Origin of the sequence: Flavobacterium sp., assembly GCF_044348915.1 — a bacterium.
Taxonomy (GTDB): Bacteria; Bacteroidota; Bacteroidia; order Flavobacteriales; family Flavobacteriaceae; genus Flavobacterium.
This window is the reverse complement of sequence record NZ_JBIKRX010000005.1, coordinates 35,860-60,770: the sequence shown is the minus strand read 5'-3', so window position 1 is coordinate 60,770 and position 24,911 is coordinate 35,860. Positions and strand designations below refer to the sequence as shown.

Genomic DNA, 24,911 nt, shown 5'->3' with positions numbered 1-24,911 from the left:
ATTTTTGTAGCCACTAGAGTCTTAGTAAAAAAAATTATTGCCGCGTAAAAACGTACCTAAACTAGATATTTACTCATTACATCACTCAAAGTATTTTATAAAAAATGCTTAACGGTAATATTTACTAAGCTAACTAATAAATTTATTTTTTAATTGAGCAGTGCCATAAATTATTTGTATATTTCTGCACTTAAGGCGCAGTCTAATAGCATAAAGCACAGTTTTATTCATTACATATGAACATATACGCTAAATATTTTTTACCCATACTTATTGTCGTTTTAACTCCTGTTTCGGTGAATCAATGGACCTCAATGCAAGTTGGTAACACATTCACAAGTTGGGTTCTGTATTTTATTTTATTGGCAGGGTTTATATTTCAGAAAAGAATTTTTTATGATAAATCAAATGACAAAAACCTCAAATATCTATATCTTTATTTAGCTTGGGTTTTCATCTGTGTTATCAGAGGAATCATTGTGTCGGATTATTATTGGGATTATAAAAACTTGGTTGAAAGCAGTTTTGGATTACTTATTAGTTATTCTGTATTTGTTTTCACAAACCCAACTGTTGTTAAAAACATAGTAAGGGTCTGGTTAAGATATGCAATCCCTTTGTTTTTTGTTTTCGTTTTTTTTATGGATCGCGGCGCGTCAGGATACTATTTCGCTCCTCTGGGTTTATTGGGGATTTTTTATCCTTCTCTCAATATTAAATGGAAAATTATAGTGGTGGCTTTCTTTCTTTTTGTTATTGTTGTTGGCTTAGATGTTCGTAGTAATGTGATAAAATTTGCCATTACATTCTTGTTATCATTCCTACTGTACCATAAGAAGTATCTCGATACAAAAATTTTTCGATTTACTTACTTTTTTTTCTTAGTAATTCCGTTTGCCCTCTTTTTTTTAGCTAGTACCAATGTGTTTAATGTTTTTAAAATGGATGAATACATTGAAGGAAAATACGAAACTACTTCGGTTATTGGTGGGCAAAAGGAATTGGATGACTTAAAAGCAGATAGTAGAACTTTTCTCTATGAAGAGGTGATCGGTTCTGCTTTACGTAACGACTATATTATTCAGGGGCGTACTCCCGCTCGTGGTAACGATTCGGAAGCTTTTGGTGCTTTTTTTGCTGAAGACTTAGGAACGCGTAGGTACGAGCGAGCACAAAATGAAGTCTCTATATTGAATATTATAAACTGGACAGGAGCTATTGGCATTGTATTGTATTTCCTGATTTTTTTTAAGGCTGCACAATTGGCACTGTATCGATCTAAAAACTCATATGTAAAAATTATAGGCTTTTATATTGCTTTTCGATGGGCTTTTGCTTGGCTTGAGGATTGTAATCGCTTCGATGTTTTGAATTTGACACTTTGGCTTATGATTGCTATGTGCTACTCTAAAGCTTTCCGAAATATGACAGATCGCGAGTTCAGACTTTGGTTAAACGGAATTATTAAAAGAAATAAGGAGACCTATTCAAATTATAGTGCTCCAAATTTACCCGTTTTCAAAATCTAATGAAAAGTAATTTGTTTTGCTTTTTGTCATGTATTTAAGTAAAATTTATAAAAATCTGTAATGCGACTAATAAATGAGGGTGTTTTTAATTTTTAAAGCAATTCGAAAAATATATTATCTGATAATTAATGTGATAGATGCTGTTTGCTGTCACATTTTGTTTTGGGGAAATAATGTGTCATATAAAAGTTTCCAAACCAAAGGAATTCCTTTTGTGTCAATTGCCATAGGTGGTACATGTGCTATCGGTGAAAATTTAGCTATGAATAATGGAGCAAGGGGAAATCCCATTGGCTGTTTTGAACGGTGTACCATTTTTGTGGACAAAGGAGCACGATTAGTAATAGGTGATAATTTTAGGATTTCTCAAGCAGCTTTGGTTTGTCATGTAGGTATTACAATTGGTAATAATGTAAAAATAGGAGGGGGTGTAAGTGTTTATGATACTGATTTCCATTCAGTTGATCCGCATTTGAGAGTAAATGCTAAAACTGATTTTGCTAACAAGATAAAAAAAACAGTGCAAATTAAAGATAACGTATTTATTGGGGCTCACTCTATAATTCTAAAAGGAGTGACAATAGGAGAGAATTCAGTAATAGGCGCGGGATCGGTAGTTACAAAATCAGTACCTGCAAATCAAATTTGGGCAGGCAATCCCGCCAAATTTATAAAAAGTATTTAGAATGAAAACAATAGCCGTTTTACTCACCTGCCACAATCGCAAAAATAATACTATCGCTTGTTTAGATGCATTGTTTCGTTGTACTTTGCCAGAGCATCATTCGCTTTCCATATTTTTAGTGGATGACGGCTCTACAGACGGAACCCCTGAAGCCATTGCTAGTCAATTTCCTTCAGTTCATCTCCTGCAGGGAGACGGTAACTTATATTGGAATAGGGGTATGCATCTGGCTTGGAAAACGGCGGCAAGCTATAAAGACTTTGATTATTATTTGTGGCTGAATGATGATACATTCCTATTTCAGGATGCTTTCAGTACTTTATTTCAAAAAAAATTTCAAGACGCAATTATTTGTGGTGCTACCCAATCGAAACAAAGTGCTACAATTACCTATAGCGGGTATTTGAAGAAGCCAAAGACAATCGTTAAACCCAATGGGTCCTATCAAGAATGTGATTTTTGCAATGGAAATTTTGTTTTAGTACCTAGGGAAGTATTTCAAAAAAATGGAAATTTAGATCCTTATTTTCATCATGCACTTGGTGATTTTGATTATAGCCTTAGAGCAAAAAGAATTGGGTTTGCAGTTTATGTAGCTCCAAAGAGTATTGGCACTTGTGAGCGTCATGAAGAACTTCCCAAGTGGAGGTCAACAAAAGTTGATGTTAAAACCCGATTTAAAAATTTGTATTCTGCACAAAGTGGTTGTTACCCTCCGGAATTTTATATTTATGATAAGAGACATAATGGATTTTTTTCAGCAGCTTTTCACTATTTATCTATTCATTTGAGAGCTATTTTTCCGGGACTTTGGAAAGTCTAATTGTTATTTCTAAAGAAATTAATTTTAGTTTAACATTACTAATTTTTTTATGAATTAGAAAAAAATGAAAAAAATACTAATTTCTGCCTATGCAGTTTCGCCAATCTGGGGATCGGAGTGCGCTGTTGGCTGGCAAATTGCTATAGGACTAGCTAAATATTTTGAGGTAACAGTTGTTTTTTGCAAGTTAACTCCCACTAATGATAAGTATTTTGATGAAGTAGAGGCATATTTTTTAAAGAATACCAAGCCAACTTCAATTCAATTTGTGCCAGTTGAAATTCCATTTAAGGCTAAAAAATATTTTAAATGGCATGATGCGGGTTTTTGGCCCGCTTATTATTGGGGATATAATTGTTGGCAAAAAGAAGCATACAAAGTAGCAGTTGACTTGCATGAATCCAATCCTTTTGATTTAGCCTATCAGCTCAATATGATTGGTTTTAGAGAGCCTGGCTATTTGTGGAAATTACCTGTACCTTTTGTGTGGGGCCCCACGAATGGATTTCATAGTATTCCTTTTTCTTTTTTACGAGCATTTCAAGGCAAAGAATATTGGTTGCAGTGTTTGAAACATATAGCCAATGAGATTCAAATTATGACAGCGATCCGTCCACGGAAAGCAGCTAAAAGGACGAGTTTGGTTTTTTGTGTAGATCAAAAAGCACAAAAAAAACTGCATGAGTGGGGTGCTACCACAGAATTACTCCAAGAAACAGGTCTGTCAGTTTTGCCTGAAGTGATAGGACAAAGGAAGTTATATGACGGTTTGCGCACTCTGAATTTAGTTTGGTCGGGGATGATAACCCCAGGGAAAGCCTTGTTTTTATTGATTGAAGCCCTAGTAAAACTGCCAAATTTGAATTTTCATTTGACGGTTTTAGGCGATGGAGAATTGCTGGAATCCTCCAAAAAAATAGCCACTCCCATTGCAGATAAAATCAGTTGGAAAGGATGGTTGGATAAAGAAAAAGCCTTGGAATTGGTTAAAAGCGCAGATTTGTTAATACATACCAGTCTAAAGGAAGGTACCCCTCATTCTATTTTAGAAGCAATAGGTTTAGGAGTGCCGGTAATGTGCCACGATACTTGTGGTATGGGAATTGTGGTGAATGACAAAAATGGATTTAAAATTCCATATCGAAATAAAGAGACTACGGTGGATTATATTGTGTCTAAGTTGCAAAATATCAATAATCAACCTGAAATTTTAAATAGTCGATTTCAATCCATTTTTGAAACAACCGACAGCTTAACTTGGGAAAGAAAGGTAGCTCATATCGCCAATCGCATCAATGATATTTTGAATTCGTATGACAATTTAGAAGAAAGTATTAGCTAAAATTAAGCTGTATTTTAATATTTAAGCACTAATCCTGGTGCACAACTTGAAATGAAATCTAAAAATATATTAATTTTTCATCCTTACTTAGCCCCGTATCGAATTGATTTGTTCAATTCACTGGCGCAATCATTTCATTTGTTTGTTGTACTCACAGGCGGAGACAAAGAAATTAATGCACAAGCATTTGATATCGAGCAAGTTAATAAAAACGCAAAATTTGAGTTTAAATATGTAAACCGTGGTTTTTATTTTGGGAGGCATTTGATTTCATTTACTTATTTACGTTATTTTTTCAAACTTCGCCCATCAATTGTCTTTGCACACGAATTAGGTTTCAATACTGTGATTTCTATTTTTTTTAAGAAAATATTTAATTACAAATTATTTGTTACTATTGATGATTCTCTCCCGATGTCTCAAAACTATACATGGTGTAGGAGTTGGTTGCGGAGTTTTGTGTATCGTTTTGTCGACGAAATTATTGTTGTTAATCCACAAGTAAAAGAGTTTCTTGTTCAAAAATTTAAAAAAAACAAGGCAAAATTTTTCTATTTTCCCATTGTACAAGACGAGCAAATCTTACTTTCAAAAATCAAAGGAACTGATACGGATTCACTCATTGAAAAATACAATTTAAATAATAAAAAAGTTATTCTTTTCGTTGGTCGTTTCGAACCTGTAAAATCCCCAATGTTATTAGTAGAGGTTTTTGGCAAAATTAGTAAGAAGTATTCGGATGTTAAATTGATAATGGTGGGTGATGGTAGTTTGCAACCTTCATTAAATCGGTATGTCAAGGATCATTTTCTAGAAGATGTAGTAAAAATGCCAGGAAAATTGACTGGAACAGATTTATATACTTATTTTCATCTGGCAAATATCTTTATTCTTCCTAGTGTTTTTGAGCCTTTTGGAGCAGTAGTCAATGAGGCATTGGTAGCAGGTTGTTATTGTATAGTATCTGAAGTTTCGGGCTCATCTGTTTTAATAAATTCAGAAAATGGTTTATTATTCGAATCTGAAAATCCAAATGATTTATACATCAAAATTGAGCAAGCTATCATGACGACTAACTCAACAAAAGTAGTTGCTTCAAAAATGGAAAATTCCTTCCAATGGTATTTCGACAAGCTATCAGATCGATTGTATAATTATGTATAATGCGAATCAAGGGTTAAAAACAATATAAAAAAGAAAGAAATATCTTTCATAAAATTAGTTTATTAATCTGATAATCAGTATATTTATAGTGTATCTAACGCACTTTTAAATATATGATTAATCAGCCTAAAGCCCTAAAATTAGTAAAAATCTATTCAATAATCTGTGACAGATTTGAAAAAGATTTAAAATATACTTGTGAACGTTTCAGTAACAACGATAAACAAGACTTAACAGACCAAGAGATTATGACAATTTATCTTTTTGCAGTTCAAGAAGAACAACGCTTTAGTATCAAACAAATTCACAAATATGCTTGTGATTATTTGCGTAATTGGTTCCCAAAACTTGGTTCATATACTGCTTTTTCTAATCGGCTTAACCAATTGTCGGAAGCTTTTAGAAGTTTTACATCTTCGTTGTTTGAAGATTTTCTACCTTCTGACTGTATCGTTAATCAAAGTTTACTGGATTCAATGCCAATAATCACTTGTTCAGGAAAGCGTAATGCAAAAGTAGCCAAAGAACTAACCGATAAAGGATATTGTTCTACTAAGAGCTTGTATTATTATGGTGTAAAATTACACGCATTGGCTTTTAGACGTTTGGATAAAATCCCTTTTCCTGAAGAAATTCAAATAACTCCTGCCTCAGTAAATGATTTAACCGTATTCAAAGAAGCTTGGTCTGAGAAAACTAACAGAAATTTCTTTGGTGATAAAATTTACAATAAACAAGATTTTTTTTCTGAATTAGAGCAAGAAAAAAACTCAATTATGATGACACCAGTCAAAGGAATCAAAGGGCAGTGTCAAGAAATTAAAAATAGAGACAGAGCTGCAAATGACTTGTTTTCAACAGCGGTATCAAGAGTTAGACAACCTATAGAATCACTATTTAATTGGCTAATTCAAAAGACAGATATTCAAAGAGCTAGTAAAGTGAGGTCTGCAAAAGGACTGTTGATTCATATCTTTGGCAAAATCGCTTCAGCTTTTATAAACTTAATATTTTAACCCTTGATTCGCATGTATAATTTAAAAAGATTAATATTAATAATTTTTGTAAGTTTTTTTTAAAATGTCAACCCACTGGGTGTGATTATTTAAGTACGTCAGTTCGAGTGTTTTTTGTGAGATCAAGACAGCTATCGGAAGGGACATAAAATGACTTGGGGCTATAGTCGAACTGAGCGTAGCTAATCGAGAATCGTTTTTATCGAAATTTATCTTGGTCTGTCATCCTGAGCTAGTCGAAGGGCAATTTTCTGTCGAGAAATCGAACTGACGAAAAATGATCATTAAAAACTAATTATACCCAACAAGTTAAAACCAATAAAATCTATAACCATGGTTGTTACGGCTCCTATTGCTCTATTTACCTATAAACGCCTAGATACTTTGATTCAAACCATTGAAGCTCTAAAGTTAAACCCATTGGCGTCAAAGTCAGTTTTGATCATTTTTTCCGATGCTCCTAAAAATGAAAAAGAGCAAGAAGCTGTTTTGAAAGTGAGGGCCTATTTAAAAACAATTAGCGGGTTCAAGACTATAGTTGTAAATGAATCGGAAAATAATAAAGGATTGGCAAACTCAATTATTAACGGAGTTAATAAGGTTTTTGAACAATATGACACAGTGATAGTCCTTGAAGATGATTTAATTTGTACATCTAATTTCTTGAGTTTTATGAATCAGTCTTTACAAAACTATTCTGGAAATAATTTAGTTTTTTCTGTCTCGGGATATTCGTTTAACTTAAACTCTGATTCGTCTTATAAATACGACACTTATTTTCTTAATAGAGGATGGTCTTGGGGGTGGGCAACTTGGCGTAGTAAATGGGTAGACATTGATTGGGAAATTAAGGATTATAATAGTTTTATAAAGAATAGAAATGAAAGACAGCAATTTTCAAAAGGTGGATCTGACTTGGTTGCGATGCTTCAAAAACAAATGAATGGAAAACTTGATTCTTGGGCTATTCGTTGGTTTTATAATCAATATAAGACTAAGGGATTGACTGTGTATCCGGTATTATCTAAGGTATTCAATAATGGATTTGATAATCGAGCAACAAACACTAACGGTTCCTCAAAACGCTATATACCTGTTTTAGACAAAACAGCTAGTGACAGATTCATTTTTCCCGAGATAGTCGGAATTTCAATGGGTTTTCAAAGAAAATTTCTATGCAAAATGAGTATTTTATCTAGGATTAAATCTAAGTTTGAAAGTTTTTTTGGTATATGATAAGACTGTTTAAAAGTTTAAGAAACTTGTATTTAAGGAAAATTAAATATAGAAAATATAAGATTGCAGATGGTTTTCATTCTGGCGTTAGAGTCAGGTTGTGGGCAAAAAACACTTTAGTCATAGGAAAAAATTTTTATATTGGACGAGATTCATTTATAGAGACAGATTGTATAATTGGCGATAATGTTTTGTTCGGAAACAAAGTTGCTGTTGTAGGTAAGTACGATCATAATTATCAAGAAATTGGTGTACCTGTGCGCTTGTCTTCTTCGATTAGAGATTGTAATTATTCATGGAAAGGTTTGAATTTAACAACCCATATTGGCAACGATGTCTGGATAGGATATGGAGTTACAATTATGCAGGGAATAAATGTAAATGATGGTGCTATAGTTGCCGCTGGTTCGGTAGTAACAAAAGATGTAGAGCCCTATTCAATTTATGCCGGAAACCCAGCAAGAAAAATTTCTGATCGATTTGATACCGTTGAAGATTTAAATCTTCATATCCAAAATATGAAATAAATGAAATTTTCATATATGTAAAAGTTTATTTGTCATTGGTCATATATGTTATCGCCTTTTATTTATTGGTGTTTGCTTACGCAAACTTGCTGTTAATGGCGATTTCATAATTTTTAAACTTCAATATTAAAGGTGTTGTACTATTAATATATTTTTAAGCAATAAACTTCTAAGCTATACAATTCCCTTACATTATTAGAGGTTTTTCGGTGAGGTATTTTATTGTTTGTGAACAATAGTCGTTATCGTATGAGTCATTCTTCTTCCTATTTGCATTTTACGGATTACAACGTATTTTATGGTGATTTACCGCAGTTGCCTACTGATTCTTCTGTATTGATAAATACCATAAACCAATATTCTTACTGCATAGCCGAAGAGGATGCTCTTTTTAAAGAAGCTTTACAGGGTTCGGATATATTGTTGCCTGATGGGATGGCAATTGTAGCTGCAGTTCGCTTGCTGGGCGGTCAAAAAATCAAAAAAATTGCTGGGGCGGATGTACATCTTCATTTGTTGCGGGAATTAGAGCAAAAAGGAGGACGTTGTTTTTATTTGGGCGCTTCTGAAAACACTTTGAAAAAAATCAGGGAGCGTATCACCTTGGAATATCCTAATATAAAAGTCCAAACCTTTTCTCCACCATACAAACCTGAATTTTCAGAAACCGACAACAAAGAAATGCTTGAAAAAGTCAACGATTTTCGCCCCGATGTCTTGTTCGTTGGCATGACAGCGCCCAAACAGGAGAAATGGACTTTTGCACACAAAGACCAGTTAAATGCCCAAATCATTTGTTCCATCGGAGCCGTTTTCGATTTTTATGCAGGAACGGTGAAACGACCAAGTTCTTTTTGGATTAATTTGCGGCTAGAATGGTTTATTAGGTTGATCAAAGAACCCAAACGCATGTGGAAACGGTATGTCTATTATGGGCCAGTTTTTTTGAGTTTGATTTTGAAGGAGAAATATAAAGAGTTAACTTCGTAACACTCGTCTTAACCTCTGCAGGGATTATAAAAAGTTTTATTATCCGATATTGAGTTAACTATTTTGGTGTTGCAAACTGTACTTTGTAAAAAATTAACATAAAATCATAGCAATAGCAATTACCATGTCAATAGTAAATTGCAATTAGTGAAAAAATAAGCACATTTTTTGTTTTTGTAAATTTATTTCGCTGATTTTAAATATAATGGAATGCATTTAATTAATAATCAGGAAAATCGTTTTATGCTGTTGTTGAAAATAATTAAATTTGTAAAAGGAAAACTAGCTAATGGAACTATTCCTAGTTATTTGCTGTTTATCAAAACCGAATCCTAAGATTCAAAATTATTCTTTATGCCCATTTTAAAAACACTTGCTACATATCGATTTTCACGTTATTATAAAATTGTTTTTTTAGTTTGCGATATCTTTTTATTGAATGTTGCCATTGCACTTTCTTTCTGGTTTCGCTATGGAGATTTGTATCTCGAATATTTTAGGGGAGATAAAGCGGTTTCTCTCTTACTGAATGTTTTTTGGATAATGCTATTGCTGTATAAAGATTCGTATCGAATTATACGTACTGAGCCAATTGAGGCGATACTGTATAGGACTATCCGATTGTTGATGATACAAATAGCCGTTGTGGCTATCTTCATCAATGTGATGAAATATGAGGAAGTCTCTCGTTTGCGCATGGTGTTTTTCTATGCAACTTTCTTTGTATTATTGGTCAGTTTCAGGATTTTGTTTATGAAGTTTTTGAAATTCATTCGGAGTCGGGGATATAATTTTAGAAAAGTAGTTATTGTCGGGGCCAATGCTATGGGGGAGCGAATGAATCGTATTTTATCTAAAGACCTTACCTATGGGTACCGGGTCATGGGATTTTTTGACGATACAGTGGATAGTGCCGAAGTTAAAGATCCCGTTTTAGGCACATTTGAGGATGTTGAACCATATTTGGCCAAAAATAAAATAGATGAAATGTATGTTGCTTTGCATATCAGTCAACTCGAAATTATTAATAAGTTGACCGCTCTTTGCGAACGTTATATGGTTCGAATTCGTTATATACCCGATTTTCAACAATATACTAAAGCCAATAGGGTTGAGGTTGCTTTTTATGGAAACGGGAATATACCCGTTTTGATGTTGCGAAAAGAGCCATTGGAGTTGAGTCTTAATCGTATCCTTAAGCGGTTGTTTGATATTGGTTTTTCAATAGTGGTAATTGTATTGGTGTTTTCATGGTTGTTTCCCATTGTATTCTTGGCGATAAAATTAAATTCTTCAGGGCCCATATTCTTTGCACAAAAGCGCTCGGGAAGAAACAATGAATCATTTTATTGTTTGAAATTTAGAACTATGTACGTCAATGACCAAGCAGATGCTCTACAAGCCACCCAGAATGATTCCCGAATTACCAAAGTTGGTGCCTTTCTTCGTAAAACCAGTCTTGATGAGTTTCCTCAGTTTATCAATGTTTTGATGGGCAACATGACGGTGGTTGGACCAAGACCTCATATGCTGTCTCATACTGAACACTATTCGGAATTGATTGACAATTTCTTAGTGCGACATTATGCCAAACCAGGTATTACCGGATGGGCACAAGTGAACGGATACCGAGGGGAAACAAAAGAATTGGCTGACATGGAAGGTCGAGTCGAATACGATATATGGTATATTGAAAATTGGAGCTTTCTGCTGGACATGAAAATTATATGGAAAACGGTTATGAATATTTTTCAAGGTGAAAAAAATGCTTTTTAAAACTATAAAATTTCCCTTCACTAGCCTTTCATTTAGTCTCTGTGGAAAAGTAGAATAACTCATTTGTAAGATAAATTTTTATGAATTGAACGTTTACCTTAGCATTATTATAAACTACTTATGCCAAACCAGTTAATTGGTTTTAATCTGACGCTATTAATTTTTTACACAAAAATTGGTTTCTAGACAGAATAACTCGAAAAGATTTTTCGCGTAGTTTCCGCTTGCGCTTTCATCTAAAAAATTTTTTAATTTGCAATTTGCTATCTTTTTTAAAATCAATTTTTAGTTGTAAATTGAGGATATAAGTTGTTTATTTGCGTCGAGTTAAAAAGAAAGGTTCATAACAGCATATTTTTCAGACTAAGAGTTTGTTGTGCGACTTTTGAAAATATAGTAAGGGATTTTTCCTCTGAAGACATTCGTCTAGGAGCTAGGTTAGTATAATCGGATTGCATACAAGAATCGCATTAACGAACATTTTTTAAGAACTTGTCAGGAGTCTTTGTTCAAGTATTATTCAAATACAATAAATAAATTAATTAAAAATGAAGTGGTTTAAAAAAATTATTTTTTCCCTTTTAGTAGTTGCATTTTCTTCTTGTGCTCCAAGAAAAGATATTGTTTATTTTCAAAATATTGATGGTTTGGCTGCTAATGACAAAGCACCAAACTATGAAATTAAAATTCAGCCCGATGATCTGTTGACTATTATTGTATCAGCAGCAGATCCTGAATCGGCCATTCCTTTCAATTTAACTAACATCAGTGTTCCATCCCCTTCATTAGGTAATGTAATAAATGCCCGTGGGCAAGAGGCGTTGCAAACCTACTTGGTAGATGTGAATGGGTTTATTGACTTTCCTGTTTTAGGAAAGTTGGAAATTAGCGGTCTAACACGTTCTGAATTGCTTAAAATTTTAGAAACGAAAATTGGGACATACATAAAGAATCCAATCGTTAATATTCGGATTATTAATTTTAAAATTTCTGTGCAAGGGGAAGTCACTGCACCGGGGACTTATACAATCAATTCAGACCGAGTTACCCTGATTGAAGCTTTGAGTATGGCAAGAGATTTAACCATTTATGGTAAGAGAGACAACCTACTGATTATTCGTGAAAGTGACGGGGTCAAATCCTATAACAGAGTCGATATTACTCAAGCCGATTTTATCAACTCGCCTTTCTATTACCTTTCCCAAAATGATGTGGTGTATGTTGAACCCAATAAAACCAAAATCAATGGGGCTAAAGTAGGGCCTAACACAGGGGTAATTATTTCGGTTACCTCATTACTTATCACCTTAATTACATTAATAGTTACCACCACTTCAAATTAATTTTTATGAATGACAATTTTAATACAGATGAATTCAAAGATGATGATATTCATTTAAGAGTGAATATCGAAAGGTATTTGATTCATTGGAAATGGTTTTTGTTGGGTATTGTTATTTGTTTGATAGTGGCCAATATTTATTTGAGGTATGCTACTCGGCAATATAAAGCGAGCACAACGATATTGGTGAAGGACGATAAAAAAGGAGGGATGCTCTCTGAGTTATCCGCTTTTTCCGACTTGGCAATTGGTAAAGGTTCGAAAGGTAATGTCGATAATGAAGTTGAGATTTTAAAATCACGAACTTTGGTTGAACGCACTGTAAAAGAACTGGGGTTGAATGTAAATCTTATCTCTAAGGGAAAGGTAGTCGATGTAGATATTTACTCTAAGACTCCTATTCAAGTGAGTTTTTTGAATACCAAAGAATCTTTTTTTACAAACTCAATGCGTTTTGAATATAAAAAACTGTCGAACAATACTTTTGTTTTAGCCCACGCCAGCGAAGATCAAAATGCAGTAAATCCCATGCTGAGTTCCAAAAAAGAATTTAAGTACGGAGAAATCATTCCTACGATAAATGGGGATATGGTTATCACTAAAAGTAGTGGAGCCAGTAGTAATACGATTGAACAAGAGAAAGATATTGTTATTTTAGTTAGTCCAATTGAGCTTGTGACGGCTAGTTATCTTAAACGTCTCACAGTTGAGCCAATAAGCAAATTGAGTAGTGTTGTAGAGATTTCCTTAGTGGATCCCGTTTTGATTAGAGCCGAACATTTTTTGGACAACTTAGTAAAAATTTACAATCAAGATGCTGCCGAGGACAAAAATTTTGTTTCTGAGAATACCGCAAAGTTTATCACTAATCGCTTGTTACTCATAAGTGAAGAGTTGAATGGTGTAGAAAAGGATGTTGCACAATTTAAAACCTCCAATAAGTTAACAGACATTGAAACAGAAGCAAAGCTTTTTATAGAAGGATCAAATCAATACAGCAAAAAAGGTGTTGAGATCGACATACAAACTAATATGGTGGTTTCAATGCTGGACTTTATGCGCAAAAGTGGTCCTAAGGATTTATTACCCACTAATATGATATCGGCCGATGATGATTCATCTGTTTTGATGGAATCATATAATAAATTGGTGTTAGAGCGTAACCGTATTTTAAAATCGGCTACCGAAGCCAACCCGGCTGTCATTGCATTGAATCAGCAGTTAGCTGCCATTAAATTGAATTTGACAGAAAGCTTAAAGAGATTGCAGTCGAATCTTTCTATTCAGCGTCGTGATATTAGAGGTCAAGAGGGATTGTTGGATACTAAAATTGGAGCTATTCCAGTCCAAGAGCGACAGTTTAGAATTATTGCAAGGCAACAAAAAGTTAAAGAAGAATTGTACTTGTACTTGTTAACAAAACAAGAAGAAACTGCAATTTCCTTAGCGGCGACAGAGCCTAATGCGCGAGTGATTGATAAAGCAAAAGCATCTAAAAGTCCAATTTTGCCCAAAAAGAAAATAGTTTATCTAATTGGCTTGGTCTTTGGTTTGGTTATTCCTTTTTCTATTCTTTATGTGTTATTTTTATTAGATACCAAAGTGAAAAATAGGGTGGATATTATTGATAAATTTAATATTCCGTTTTTAGGAGACGTGCCAAGATCGATGACCCCGAATGAAATGATAAATACAAGGTCCAGGTCAAGTACGGCCGAAGCTATACGAATTGTTTTAACTAACATAAATTTCATGTTAAATCAGGTGCCAGATACGAGAGCCAAAAGTATTTTTTTGACCTCAACGATACCTGGTGAAGGAAAAACTTTCTTATCTGCTAATTTGTCGGGTGTGTTTTCTCTTTCAGGCAAAAAAGTCCTTCTCATTGGTATGGATATTCGCAGTCCGAAATTAAATGATTACCTAGGATTAAGTAATACTCGCGGCTTAACGGATTATTTGTCAACCAACAATGCAGTTATAGGAGATTATATCAATAAATTGGAAGGTTATGAGAATTATAATGTTTTATTGGCCGGAACAATCCCTCCAAATCCAACTGAATTGCTTATGAGTAAAAAGCTTGATGAGCTATACAATCAACTCAAACAAGAATATGATTACATTATTGTAGATACTGCTCCAGTGAGTGTGGTTTCAGACACTTTAATTGTGGCCAAACACGCAGATACATTTGTATATGTTGTAAGAGCAAATCATATTGACAAGCGATTATTGAGCATTCCAAATACATTGTACAAGGAAGGTAAATTGCCTAATATGGCTATATTATTGAATGATACAACAGCAGGTAGTGGACTTGGCTACGGTTACGGTGGTTATGGCTACGGTTATGGCGGCTATGGTTATGGCGAAGAAAAGCCCATAAAGGCTTGGTATAAAAAAATATTTAATTCTTAAAAGAGGCGAAAGCCTCTTTTTTTGGTTAATAGGGCAACTGTTTTCCTTCGACAGGCTCAGGATGACAGGTTAATTGGTTAACTGTTTAATTGGTTAATTGATTCGCCTTTCCCCAAATCGATTAACCTGTTCCCTAAGCGATTAAGCGATTAACCGATTAATCGATTAACCTTTCACTAACCGATTAACCTTTCCTCTAACCGATTAACCTTTTCCCTAAGCGATTAACCGATTAAACTTTTCCCTAAGCGATTAACCAATTAACCGATTCCCCTTTTCTAAACAAATCACTACATTTGTCCCTATGGAATTTTCGTCAAAACTTTTAGAGAAAGCCGTCAATGAAATGGCACAATTACCGGGCATCGGTAAGCGAACGGCTTTGCGACTGGTATTGCATTTATTAAAACAGCCTAAGGAACAAACCTCGTTTTTGTCGCAAGCCTTGACCACAATGCGTGAAGAAGTGCAGTTTTGTAGCAGCTGTCATAATATATCCGATTCGGTGCTCTGCGCTATTTGTGCGAATCCCAAAAGAGATCATCAACTTATTTGTGTCGTTGAAGATATTCGTGATGTAATGGCTATTGAAAATACAGGACAATTTCGGGGGATTTATCACGTTTTAGGAGGGAAGATTTCACCAATTGATGGTGTAGGTCCCAGTCAGTTGAACATCAGCACCTTGGTCGATAAGGTGAAATCAGGCTTAGTGCAAGAAATAATTTTTGCCTTAAGCTCTACTATGGAAGGCGATACAACTAATTTTTATATCTATAAACAAATTCAAGATGCCGAAATTATTACTTCAACAATAGCCCGAGGCATATCGGTGGGTGATGAATTGGAATATGCCGATGAGGTCACTTTGGGGAGGAGCATTTTGCACAGGGTTCCTTTTGAGAAGAGTTTGAGAAATGGTTAATTGGTTATCGCTTGCGGGTTTTGCGTTTAAAGTTGTTTAAGATTGTTGATAGACTGAAATCAGAAGTACAATATACGATAGTAGAAGTAGGAAGTGGGTAGTTGGAAGATGGAAGTTAGAATAAGGAAATAATCTTTTGGAAAACTCCGGGGATATAGGACTACGATTGTGAGAGTTGCTTATAATTTTAGTGTTGAAATTGCTGTTGAAGTTTGTTGTTGAAAAATGAAAGCTTATATTTGTTACCTAAAACATACTAATGAATAAATTCATATTTTATATATTGTTGGGAATAGGAATGCTATTTACTTCCTGTATTCCTACCAAAGATCTTATTTATCTGCAGAATAAAAATGGAGCTACTTCTGAGGCCTCCATTTCCGAAGTCATGTCTAAGCCCTATCGGCTCCAGGTAAATGATGTTTTGAGCATTACTATCAAGGCGGATGATCCAAAATTAGTTACTATTTTTAATCCCACCAATAAAGGGGAGACTGATAATGTTGGGTCGTCCTTGTATTTTTCAGGATATACAGTCGATGATCATGGTGCGATTCGCATACCGGTTTTGGGTGAAATTACTGCCATTGGTTATACTGTAGAAGAATTGCGAATGAAAATTGAGCAGAAACTATTGGACGAATATTTTAAAAAAGAAGCCAATATTTTTGTGATAGTTCGCTTGGCAGGTTTCAAATACACTATCAATGGTGAAGTGGGAAGCACGGGGACAAAATTTCTATTTCAAGACCATGTCAATATCATGGAAGCGATAGCCAATTCTGGCGATATTGCTGTGACAGGAGACCGAAAAGCAGTGACCATTATTCGGCAAACTCCAACAGGAACAGAAATGCATGACATTGATCTTACCGATGTCAATGTGATGAAATCGCCCTATTATAATTTGCAACCCAATGATTATATCTATGTAAAACCACTCAAACAAAAGACATGGGGAACGGGAAAAACAGGTTTAGAATCATTGTCTACCATTGTAATGCTTTTGTCTTTAGTGACAACAACTCTAGTACTTTTAAAATTATAATTAAAATCAAAAATGTTAGATATAAAGGATTTTTCGATTTTTGAAGCCCAAGCCGGATTTGATTTTAAGGGGTTCTTGACCAAAATTGGAAGTTATTGGAAGTGGTTTTTGCTCAGTTTAGCCATTACCTTTACGATTGCTTATCAGGTTAATATTCGTAAAGAAAAGATATATGCCATGGAAACGGTTATCTCAGTCAAAGAGGAAACCAATCCACTTTTTACCTCTAATACCAGTTTAGTTTTCAATTGGGGTGGCACTTCTGATCAAGTGCAAACGATTGGAACGACCTTACAATCCCGTTCTCATAATGAGTTGGTTGTGGATAAATTACAGTATTACATTTCGTATTTGGCACAAGGAAAATACAATCTTGTCGATGCTTATGGAGCAGTTCCTTTTTATGTTAGTATCGATAAATCTAGGGGTCAACTTAGCGGAAGCCTTATCGGGATTAAATTTTTGAGTGCAAATGAATACGAAGTTCGAATTCCTTTTGGAAGTAATTCGGTTTCTTTGGTTACTTATGCAACGAATACATACAGTACCACCTCAGTTGCTGTAGGTGATTTTGTAAAAAAATACAAGGTTGGGCAACAAGTTTCATTGCCCTTTTTGAATTGGAAATTGCAAATCAAAGACAATCCTGGTTTGTACGTAGGGAACGAATATTTTGTTCAATTTAATGATTTTGATGGCACGGTTTCAGGCTACAAAGGGATCAATGTAAAGTCGGATGATAAGGGCGGTTCCATTATAACCTTGGGGATGCAAGGTACCAATAAAGCTCGAATGGTGGAATATTTGAACGCCACTGTTAAGATGCTTATTAAAAGGCAATTGGATGGTAAAAATCAATTTGCGACTAATACCATTCAATTCATCGATAGCACTCTGGTTGCTATGGAGTCGCAGCTGAAAGAGACAACTAATGAACTCAAATCTTTTCGAAAGGGCAAAAACATTTATAATATAGAAGGTGATGGAGCAAAATTTTCTGACAAAGTGTTGGAGTATGATGTCAAGAAAGATGAGATTAACCGCAAAATCACCTATTATAATTCCCTAAAGTCTTATTTGAAGAGTAGTGTAGATTATTCAAAGCTACCTGCACCTTCGGTTGCTGGAATTGAGGATCCGAATATCGTTGTCAATGTATCAAAATTGATTTCGCTTTCGACTCAAAGATCTGAAATGGCATACGCCGTAAAAAGTGAGAAGATCTTCCGCGATTTTGACAATCAGATGGAAGCAGTAAAGAAGGTTTTAATGGAAAACATCGCTACAGCCAAAGCGGCTTTACAGTATGATTTGGCGATGGTCGAAAGTAAAATCAATGAAGCTGAAAGCACTATCAAACAGCTACCGGAAGATCAACAGGAATTGATTAAAATAAAAAGGAAATACGATTTAAGCGATAATATATATAGTTCCTTTCTTCAAAAAAGAAGTGAAGCCGATATCGTGAAAGCCGCAAATCTGTCGGATATTCATTTTATCGACCCTGCCAAAGACATAGGAGGTGGGCTTATTGGTCCCAAAACCTCGGTCAATTATGTCTTGGCTTTGTTTCTTGGCTTGCTTTTCCCGTTGCTGATGGTTTTCGTGATTTTCTTTGTTAACAATGCCATTCAAAATACAGAAGATATCAGCAGATTGACCCAAATCCCCTTGATTGGCGTTATTGGACTAAGCAAGGAATCTTCTGATTTGGCGGTGTATTTGAAACCTAAATCGGCACTTTCGGAGTCATTTAGGGCAATCCGTTCCTCACTTCAATATCTATACAAACAGCAATCTTTGACTGGAGCTAAGACCTTAATGATTACCTCCTCTGTCAGTGGTGAAGGAAAAACGTTTACGACTTTGAATATCGCCACTGTTTTTGCTTTAAGCGAGAAAAAGACAGTGATTGTTGGTTTGGATTTGAGAAAGCCTAAGCTCTTCGAAGAATTTAATTTGAGCAACGAAGTAGGGGTTGTCAATTATCTAATTAAACAGAAAACTGTTGACGAAATCATAAGCCCTACTCATATTCCCTTTTTGGATGTTATTCTTTCGGGCCCCATTCCGCCTAATCCTGCTGAGATGATTATGAGCGATGGCATGAAAGAAATGATTGACGAGTTAAAGAAAAAATACGATTACATTATTCTTGATACCCCACCAGTCGGATTGGTTTCGGATGCATTGGAATTAGCTCAATACAGTGATGTTATTTTGTATATAGTGAGACAGAATTTCACCAAGAAAGAGATGATTACTTTGTTGAACAACAGGGTAAAACGCGGAGAGTTGAAAAATACCAGCATTATCCTGAACGGATTCCAAAACAAAGCCAAGTACGGCGCGGGATATGGATACGGATACGGTTACGGTTATGGCAATACGACCTATTCTAATGGGTACAATGAAGATGATAAACCTAGAAATTTTTTAGAAAAAGTGATTAATAAAGTTAGAAAATCCATTTAATAAGGATTACATTATAATGACTGTCGATACAAAAAGCAAATTATTGGTTACAGGAGGTGCGGGCTTTATTGGTTCCAATCTATGTGATTATTTTTTATCCAAGGGGCATCAAGTGGTCTGTTTGGATAATTTTGCCACCGGGCATCGACATAATTTGAAAGATTTTATCAATGATAAAAATTTTCGATTGATTGAAGGGGATATTCGGAATTTGGAAGATTGCCAGCAGGCGGTCGAAGGCGTTGATTATGTTTTACATCAGGCTGCTTTGGGGTCGGTTCCCCGTTCTTTGAATGACCCCATTACCTCAAATGAAGTCAATGTTTCTGGTTTTTTGAATATGTTGGTGGCTGCTCGCGACGCGCAGGTAAAGCGCTTTGTGTATGCGGCTAGTTCTTCGACTTACGGAGATTCAGTAGGCTTGCCCAAAGTAGAAGAAGTCATCGGAAAACCACTTTCGCCCTATGCTATTACAAAGTATGTCAACGAATTGTACGCGGAAATTTTCAGTAAGACCTACGGTTTGGAAACCATTGGCTTGCGGTATTTTAATGTTTTCGGACGTAAACAAGATCCAAAAGGAGCTTATGCAGCGGTAATTCCCAAATTTGTAATGCAGTTGATGCAACTTGAAAGCCCAAAAATCAACGGAGATGGTAATTATTCTCGTGATTTTACCTATATTGACAATGTCATTCAAATGAATGAATTGGCGATGACTACCAATAATCCAGAGGCTGTGAATACGGTTTATAATACGGCTTATGGCGACCGCAATACGCTGAATAATTTGGTTGATTATTTAAAAGAGTACTTATCAAAATACAATCCAAAAATAGCAGATGTCCCTATAGAATATGGCCCGAATCGAGCAGGAGATATTCCCCATTCGTTGGCTAGTATCGAAAAAGCAAAATCATTATTGGGATATGATCCTAAATTTTCTTTGAAAGAAGGATTGAAAGAGGCAGTAGATTGGTATTGGGAGAATTTGAGGTAGGTTGTCAGTTGTCAGTTGTCGGTTGTCGGTTATCGGTTATCGGTTATCGGTTGTCGGTTGTCGGTTATCGGTTGTCGGTTATCGGTTTAAGTAATAAAAGTTGTATATAAAAATTGAAAAATGAAAAGTTATAAAGATTTAGATATCTACAATTTAGGGTTGTGTTTGTTTTATAGAACACATAAGGTTTCTTTGCAATTGCCAAATTATGAATTATATGAATTGGGAAGCCAATTAAGAAGGTCTTCGGATTCTGTAGCGACAAATATAGTCGAGGGATATGGAAGAAGACGTTATAAACAAGATTTCATTAAGTTCTTAACCTATTCACATGCAAGTAACTTAGAAACACTTTGTCATTTAGAAAAGTTGGTTTCTCTTTATCCTGATTTATCAAGTGAAATGATTTTACTTCAGAATGAGTACGATCAATTAGGAGCCAAAATATTTTCGTTTTTACGCTATGTAGAAAATAATTGGAATAAATTTGAATAATAATTTTATGTTTTATTGTTTAGCAGTCAAAACTGATAACCGATAACACATAACTGAAAACAGAAGCATTAAAAAATGAAAATTAATAAAATTTGTTGCATAGGAGCAGGATATGTTGGAGGACCAACAATGGCTGTTATAGCACAAAAATGTCCTCATATACAAGTCACGGTGGTAGACATGAATGCCGAAAGAATAGCTGCTTGGAATGATGAAGATACCGAGAATGTCCCTATTTACGAGCCTGGGTTGAGTGCGGTTGTTCGTGAAGCAAGAGGTCGGAATTTGTTTTTTTCGACCGATGTTGAAAAAGCAATAGACGAAGCTCAAATTATTTTTATATCGGTAAATACGCCGACCAAAACTTATGGTAAAGGTAAAGGGATGGCCGCCGATTTGAAATATATCGAATTGTGTGCTCGACAAATTGCCAAAATTGCCAAAGGCGATAAAATTGTCGTTGAGAAATCGACCCTGCCTGTTCGCACTGCCGAAGCCATCAAGAGCATTTTGGACAATACAGGAAATCATGTGCAGTTCCAAATTTTATCGAATCCCGAGTTTCTTGCCGAAGGTACAGCGGTCCAGGATTTATTGCAACCCGACCGAATATTGATTGGAGGAGACCCGTCTGAAGGAGGTCAGAATGCCATTCAGGCTTTGGTTGACGTCTATGCGAATTGGGTTGCTCCCGAAAAAATTCTGACAACCAATTTGTGGTCTTCGGAATTATCAAAGTTGACAGCCAATGCTTTTTTAGCACAACGCATTTCATCGATAAATGCATTATCTGAACTCTGCGAAAAAACAGGTGCCAACATTAATGAAGTTGCTAAAGCTATCGGAACCGATAGTAGGATAGGTTCCAAGTTTCTAAAAGCATCGGTGGGTTTTGGAGGCTCTTGTTTTCAGAAAGATATCTTGAATTTGGTTTACATCGCTAAATCGTATGGACTTAGAGAAGTGGCTGATTATTGGGAACAGGTAATCATTATGAATGACCATCAGAAAAAGCGGTTTGCCAATAAAATTGTGCAAACACTGTATAACACTGTCGCCGATAAAAAGATTGCGTTTTTGGGATGGGCTTTTAAGAAAGATACCAACGATACTAGGGAATCGGCAGCCATATATGTTGCCAATGATTTAGCCAACGAGCAAGCACAGATTGCAGTTTATGATCCCAAAGTATCCAGAAAAAAAGTTTTAGCCGATTTGGATTATTTAGAGTCAAGATCTTCCGAAGAAAATACTAAATCAATCCTTTCCTTTGATAATCCTTATGAGGCTTGTCAAGATGCTCATGCTATAGCAGTGCTTACAGAATGGGATGAGTTTGTTGGCTATGATTGGCAAAAAATTTATGACAATATGCAAAAGCCTGCTTTTGTTTTTGATGGAAGAAATATATTGGATGCAGCAGCGTTAAAGGAGATTGGGTTTGTGTACCAGGGGATAGGGAGTTGACCCCCTAGCCCCCTAAAGGGGGGACAGGAAGAGGGAAGATGGGAGTGAGTGTGAAAAAGGAGTTAGGCTTCTGATGAAAAGAGATAAAAACTAAGTTTCCGTGATTGGAAACTAATAAAAATTTTTAAATTGAATACAAATAGTAAAATAGCCGTTATTGGTTTGGGATACGTAGGTTTACCCTTGGCGCGTTTGTTTGCAACGCAATATTCGGTTGTGGGATTTGATATTAATCAGTCTCGAATAGACGCCTTAAAGCAGGGCAACGACAGTACTCTTGAAATTGATTCTGATAGTTTGAAACAAGTACTTGTAGCAAGTTCGACTGCTGCAAATGGGTTGTATTGCACTTCTGATCTAGCCGAAATTGCTGATTGTAATTATTATATCGTGACGGTCCCCACCCCAGTGGATAAAAATAATCGCCCTGATCTGACTCCCCTTTACAAATCGAGTGAAACGGTTGGTAAAGTATTGAAAAAAGGAGATATTGTCATTTATGAATCGACTGTTTATCCGGGAGTAACTGAGGAAGAATGTGTTCCGGTTTTGGAAAAAATATCCGGTTTGCAATTCAATGTAGATTTTTTTGCAGGCTACTCGCCTGAAAGAATCAATCCGGGAGATAAAGAACATACCGTAGATAAAATTCTAAAGGTTACTTCGGGTTCCACTCCAGAGGTTGGACAAAAAGTGAACCAACTCTATCAATCGGTGATTACAGCAGGAACACATCTCGCTCCTTCGATAAAAGTAGCCGAAGCCGCCAAAGTCATCGAGAATTCGCAACGGGATATCAATATTGCTTTTGTCAATGAATTGGCTAAGATTTTTAATATTTTAGAAATTGACACCCAAGCCGTTTTAGAAGCTGCAGGTACCAAATGGAATTTTCTTCCTTTCAAACCAGGTTTAGTCGGCGGACATTGTATTGGTGTGGATCCTTACTATTTGGCTCAAAAAGCTCAGGAAAACGGTTATCACCCTGAAATCATTTTAGCTGGCCGCCGATTGAATGATAGTATGGGGGATTATGTTGCTTCGCAAGTGGTAAAGTTGATGATTAAAAAAGGAGTTACGATAAATGGTGCTAGTTTGCTGATGTTGGGAATTACCTTTAAGGAAAACTGCCCTGATGTTCGTAATACTAAAATTGTAGATGTAATCAGCGCTTTAGAAGATTATGGAATAAAAGTGAGTCTTTATGATCCTTGGGCCAACCCTGCCGAGGTTTTACACGAATACGGATTGATTACCAGTAATCAACTGCCAACCGCTACTTTCGATGCTGTAGTTTTAGGTGTGTCACACCAAGAATTTTTAAGCTTAGATATTGATGTATTAAGAAATCAGAATAGTGTTCTTTATGATGTGAAAGGGGTTTTGGGAGATCAGGCCGATGGGAAATTGTAAGGGTTGAAGTACGAGGTTAGAAGTACGAGGTTAGAAGTGGGAAGTTGGGAGCTGGGAAGATGGAAGAATTGATATTTAGGTGGTAGAGTCTCGATTAATCGCGTCTGTACTGTTACGAAATTACGGTAGTGGGGAGATTGATTATTGAAATAAAATTTATTAGAAAATGAAAAAAATATTAATTACCGGTGGTGCCGGGTTTATTGGTTCGCATGTGGTGCGTCGATTTGTGCAAAATTATCCAAACTATCAAATATTTAATTTGGATGCGCTGACCTATGCAGGAAATTTGGAAAACATCAGTGATATTGAAAAAGAGGCCAATTATACTTTTGTAAAAGGGGATATTACAGACGAGGCTTTTATTGGCCAATTGTTTCAAGAGCATCAGTTCGATGGCGTGATTCATTTGGCTGCGGAATCGCATGTAGATCGTTCGATCGAAGACCCGATGGCATTTGTAAAAACCAACGTCATTGGAACAGTCAATTTGCTTAATGCTGCCCGAAAAATATGGGCAAATAATACGGAAGGCAAACGGTTTTATCATGTGAGTACGGATGAGGTTTATGGTTCGCTAGGTGCTGAAGGCTTGTTTACCGAAACTACTCCTTACGACCCAAATTCTCCTTATTCGGCTTCAAAGGCGAGTTCGGATCATTTTGTGCGAGCGTATGGAGAGACCTATGGCTTGCCTTTTGTGTTGACTAATTGTTCGAATAATTATGGGCCCAATCATTTTCCTGAAAAATTGATTCCGTTGTTTATCAATAATATTATCAATCATAAGCCCTTACCTGTGTATGGAGACGGGAATTACACCCGTGATTGGCTTTTTGTGATCGACCATGCGGTAGCTATCGATTTGGTTTTTCATCAAGGTAAGAATCATGAAACTTATAATATTGGTGGGTTTAACGAATGGAAGAACATTGATTTGGTAAAAGTTTTGTGTCGAATAATGGACAACAAACTTGGGCGAACAGCTGGCGAATCGGAAAAATTAATTACTTACGTCAAAGACAGACCCGGACATGATTTGCGATATGCTATTGATGCCAACAAAATTAACCAGGAATTGGGTTGGAAACCGTCGGTTACTTTCGAACAAGGTTTAGAATTTACCATCGATTGGTATTTGACGCATCAGGAGTGGCTGAACAATGTGACTTCTGGCGATTATGAGAAGTATTACGAGAAGATGTATTCTTAGGGTTGTCGGTTTTCGGTTATCAGT

General features: G+C 35.6%; 20 protein-coding genes and 1 pseudogene. All 21 read left to right on the top strand.

Going from position 1 to position 24,911, the window contains the following annotated elements:
* Positions 1-236 precede the first annotated feature (236 nt).
* The 21 genes and pseudogenes from ACIQ1E_RS01825 (at position 237) to rfbB (ending at position 24,887) form a co-directional block, all read left to right on the top strand.
* Positions 237-1,529, top strand: a complete 1,293-nt coding sequence (locus ACIQ1E_RS01825; RefSeq protein WP_396168175.1) for a hypothetical protein — start codon at positions 237-239, stop codon at positions 1,527-1,529.
* A 73-nt stretch (positions 1,530-1,602) separates the two neighbouring features.
* On the top strand, positions 1,603-2,214 hold the full coding sequence (locus ACIQ1E_RS01820) for a DapH/DapD/GlmU-related protein (protein ID WP_396168173.1): 612 nt from the start codon (positions 1,603-1,605) through the stop codon (positions 2,212-2,214).
* A gap of 1 nt (position 2,215) precedes the next feature.
* On the top strand, positions 2,216-3,037 hold the full coding sequence (locus tag ACIQ1E_RS01815; RefSeq protein WP_396168171.1) for a glycosyltransferase family 2 protein: 822 nt from the start codon (positions 2,216-2,218) through the stop codon (positions 3,035-3,037).
* 64 nt (positions 3,038-3,101) lie between these two features.
* Positions 3,102-4,379, top strand: a complete 1,278-nt coding sequence (locus tag ACIQ1E_RS01810) for a glycosyltransferase (RefSeq protein ID WP_396168169.1) — start codon at positions 3,102-3,104, stop codon at positions 4,377-4,379.
* 51 nt (positions 4,380-4,430) lie between these two features.
* The gene (locus ACIQ1E_RS01805) at positions 4,431-5,543 is read left to right on the top strand and encodes a glycosyltransferase family 4 protein (protein WP_396168167.1); all 1,113 of its coding nucleotides are present in this window, start codon (positions 4,431-4,433) and stop codon (positions 5,541-5,543) included.
* A 113-nt stretch (positions 5,544-5,656) separates the two neighbouring features.
* Positions 5,657-6,559, top strand: coding sequence for a transposase (locus tag ACIQ1E_RS01800; protein ID WP_396168165.1), 903 nt, complete (start codon positions 5,657-5,659; stop codon positions 6,557-6,559).
* Between the two features lie 384 nt (positions 6,560-6,943).
* Positions 6,944-7,795 (top strand): sugar transferase, encoded by an 852-nt coding sequence (locus ACIQ1E_RS01795; RefSeq protein ID WP_396168163.1) that lies wholly within the window; start codon positions 6,944-6,946, stop codon positions 7,793-7,795.
* Positions 7,796-8,112: 317 nt separating this feature from the next.
* Positions 8,113-8,277 (top strand): annotated as a pseudogene (locus ACIQ1E_RS01790) (DapH/DapD/GlmU-related protein); the annotation flags it as partial.
* Between the two features lie 294 nt (positions 8,278-8,571).
* A complete protein-coding gene (locus tag ACIQ1E_RS01785; RefSeq protein ID WP_396168162.1) occupies positions 8,572-9,312 on the top strand; it encodes a WecB/TagA/CpsF family glycosyltransferase in 741 nt (246 codons plus the stop codon).
* Positions 9,313-9,522: 210 nt separating this feature from the next.
* Complete coding sequence (locus tag ACIQ1E_RS01780) at positions 9,523-9,648, top strand: hypothetical protein (RefSeq protein ID WP_396168160.1); 126 nt, start codon at positions 9,523-9,525, stop codon at positions 9,646-9,648.
* 18 nt (positions 9,649-9,666) lie between these two features.
* Positions 9,667-11,088: an undecaprenyl-phosphate glucose phosphotransferase gene (locus ACIQ1E_RS01775; protein WP_396168158.1), complete on the top strand. Its 1,422-nt coding sequence runs from the start codon at positions 9,667-9,669 to the stop codon at positions 11,086-11,088.
* A 548-nt stretch (positions 11,089-11,636) separates the two neighbouring features.
* Positions 11,637-12,431, top strand: a complete 795-nt coding sequence (locus tag ACIQ1E_RS01770) for a polysaccharide biosynthesis/export family protein (protein ID WP_396168157.1) — start codon at positions 11,637-11,639, stop codon at positions 12,429-12,431.
* A gap of 5 nt (positions 12,432-12,436) precedes the next feature.
* On the top strand, positions 12,437-14,851 hold the full coding sequence (locus ACIQ1E_RS01765; RefSeq protein WP_396168155.1) for a GumC family protein: 2,415 nt from the start codon (positions 12,437-12,439) through the stop codon (positions 14,849-14,851).
* A gap of 304 nt (positions 14,852-15,155) precedes the next feature.
* Entirely contained in the window at positions 15,156-15,776 is a 621-nt protein-coding gene (recR, locus tag ACIQ1E_RS01760) for a recombination mediator RecR (protein ID WP_396168153.1), read from the top strand.
* A 259-nt stretch (positions 15,777-16,035) separates the two neighbouring features.
* Positions 16,036-16,824 (top strand): polysaccharide biosynthesis/export family protein, encoded by a 789-nt coding sequence (locus tag ACIQ1E_RS01755; protein WP_396168151.1) that lies wholly within the window; start codon positions 16,036-16,038, stop codon positions 16,822-16,824.
* Positions 16,825-16,836: 12 nt separating this feature from the next.
* Positions 16,837-19,299: a polysaccharide biosynthesis tyrosine autokinase gene (locus tag ACIQ1E_RS01750; protein WP_396168149.1), complete on the top strand. Its 2,463-nt coding sequence runs from the start codon at positions 16,837-16,839 to the stop codon at positions 19,297-19,299.
* Positions 19,300-19,315: 16 nt separating this feature from the next.
* Positions 19,316-20,299, top strand: a complete 984-nt coding sequence (locus ACIQ1E_RS01745; RefSeq protein WP_396168147.1) for an SDR family oxidoreductase — start codon at positions 19,316-19,318, stop codon at positions 20,297-20,299.
* Between the two features lie 120 nt (positions 20,300-20,419).
* A complete protein-coding gene (locus ACIQ1E_RS01740) occupies positions 20,420-20,794 on the top strand; it encodes a four helix bundle protein (protein ID WP_396168145.1) in 375 nt (124 codons plus the stop codon).
* A 75-nt stretch (positions 20,795-20,869) separates the two neighbouring features.
* Entirely contained in the window at positions 20,870-22,261 is a 1,392-nt protein-coding gene (locus tag ACIQ1E_RS01735; RefSeq protein ID WP_396168144.1) for a UDP-glucose 6-dehydrogenase, read from the top strand.
* Positions 22,262-22,390: 129 nt separating this feature from the next.
* Complete coding sequence (locus ACIQ1E_RS01730; protein WP_396168142.1) at positions 22,391-23,674, top strand: nucleotide sugar dehydrogenase; 1,284 nt, start codon at positions 22,391-22,393, stop codon at positions 23,672-23,674.
* 166 nt (positions 23,675-23,840) lie between these two features.
* Positions 23,841-24,887, top strand: coding sequence for a dTDP-glucose 4,6-dehydratase (rfbB, locus tag ACIQ1E_RS01725; RefSeq protein ID WP_396168140.1), 1,047 nt, complete (start codon positions 23,841-23,843; stop codon positions 24,885-24,887).
* The last annotated feature ends 24 nt before the right edge of the window (positions 24,888-24,911 follow it).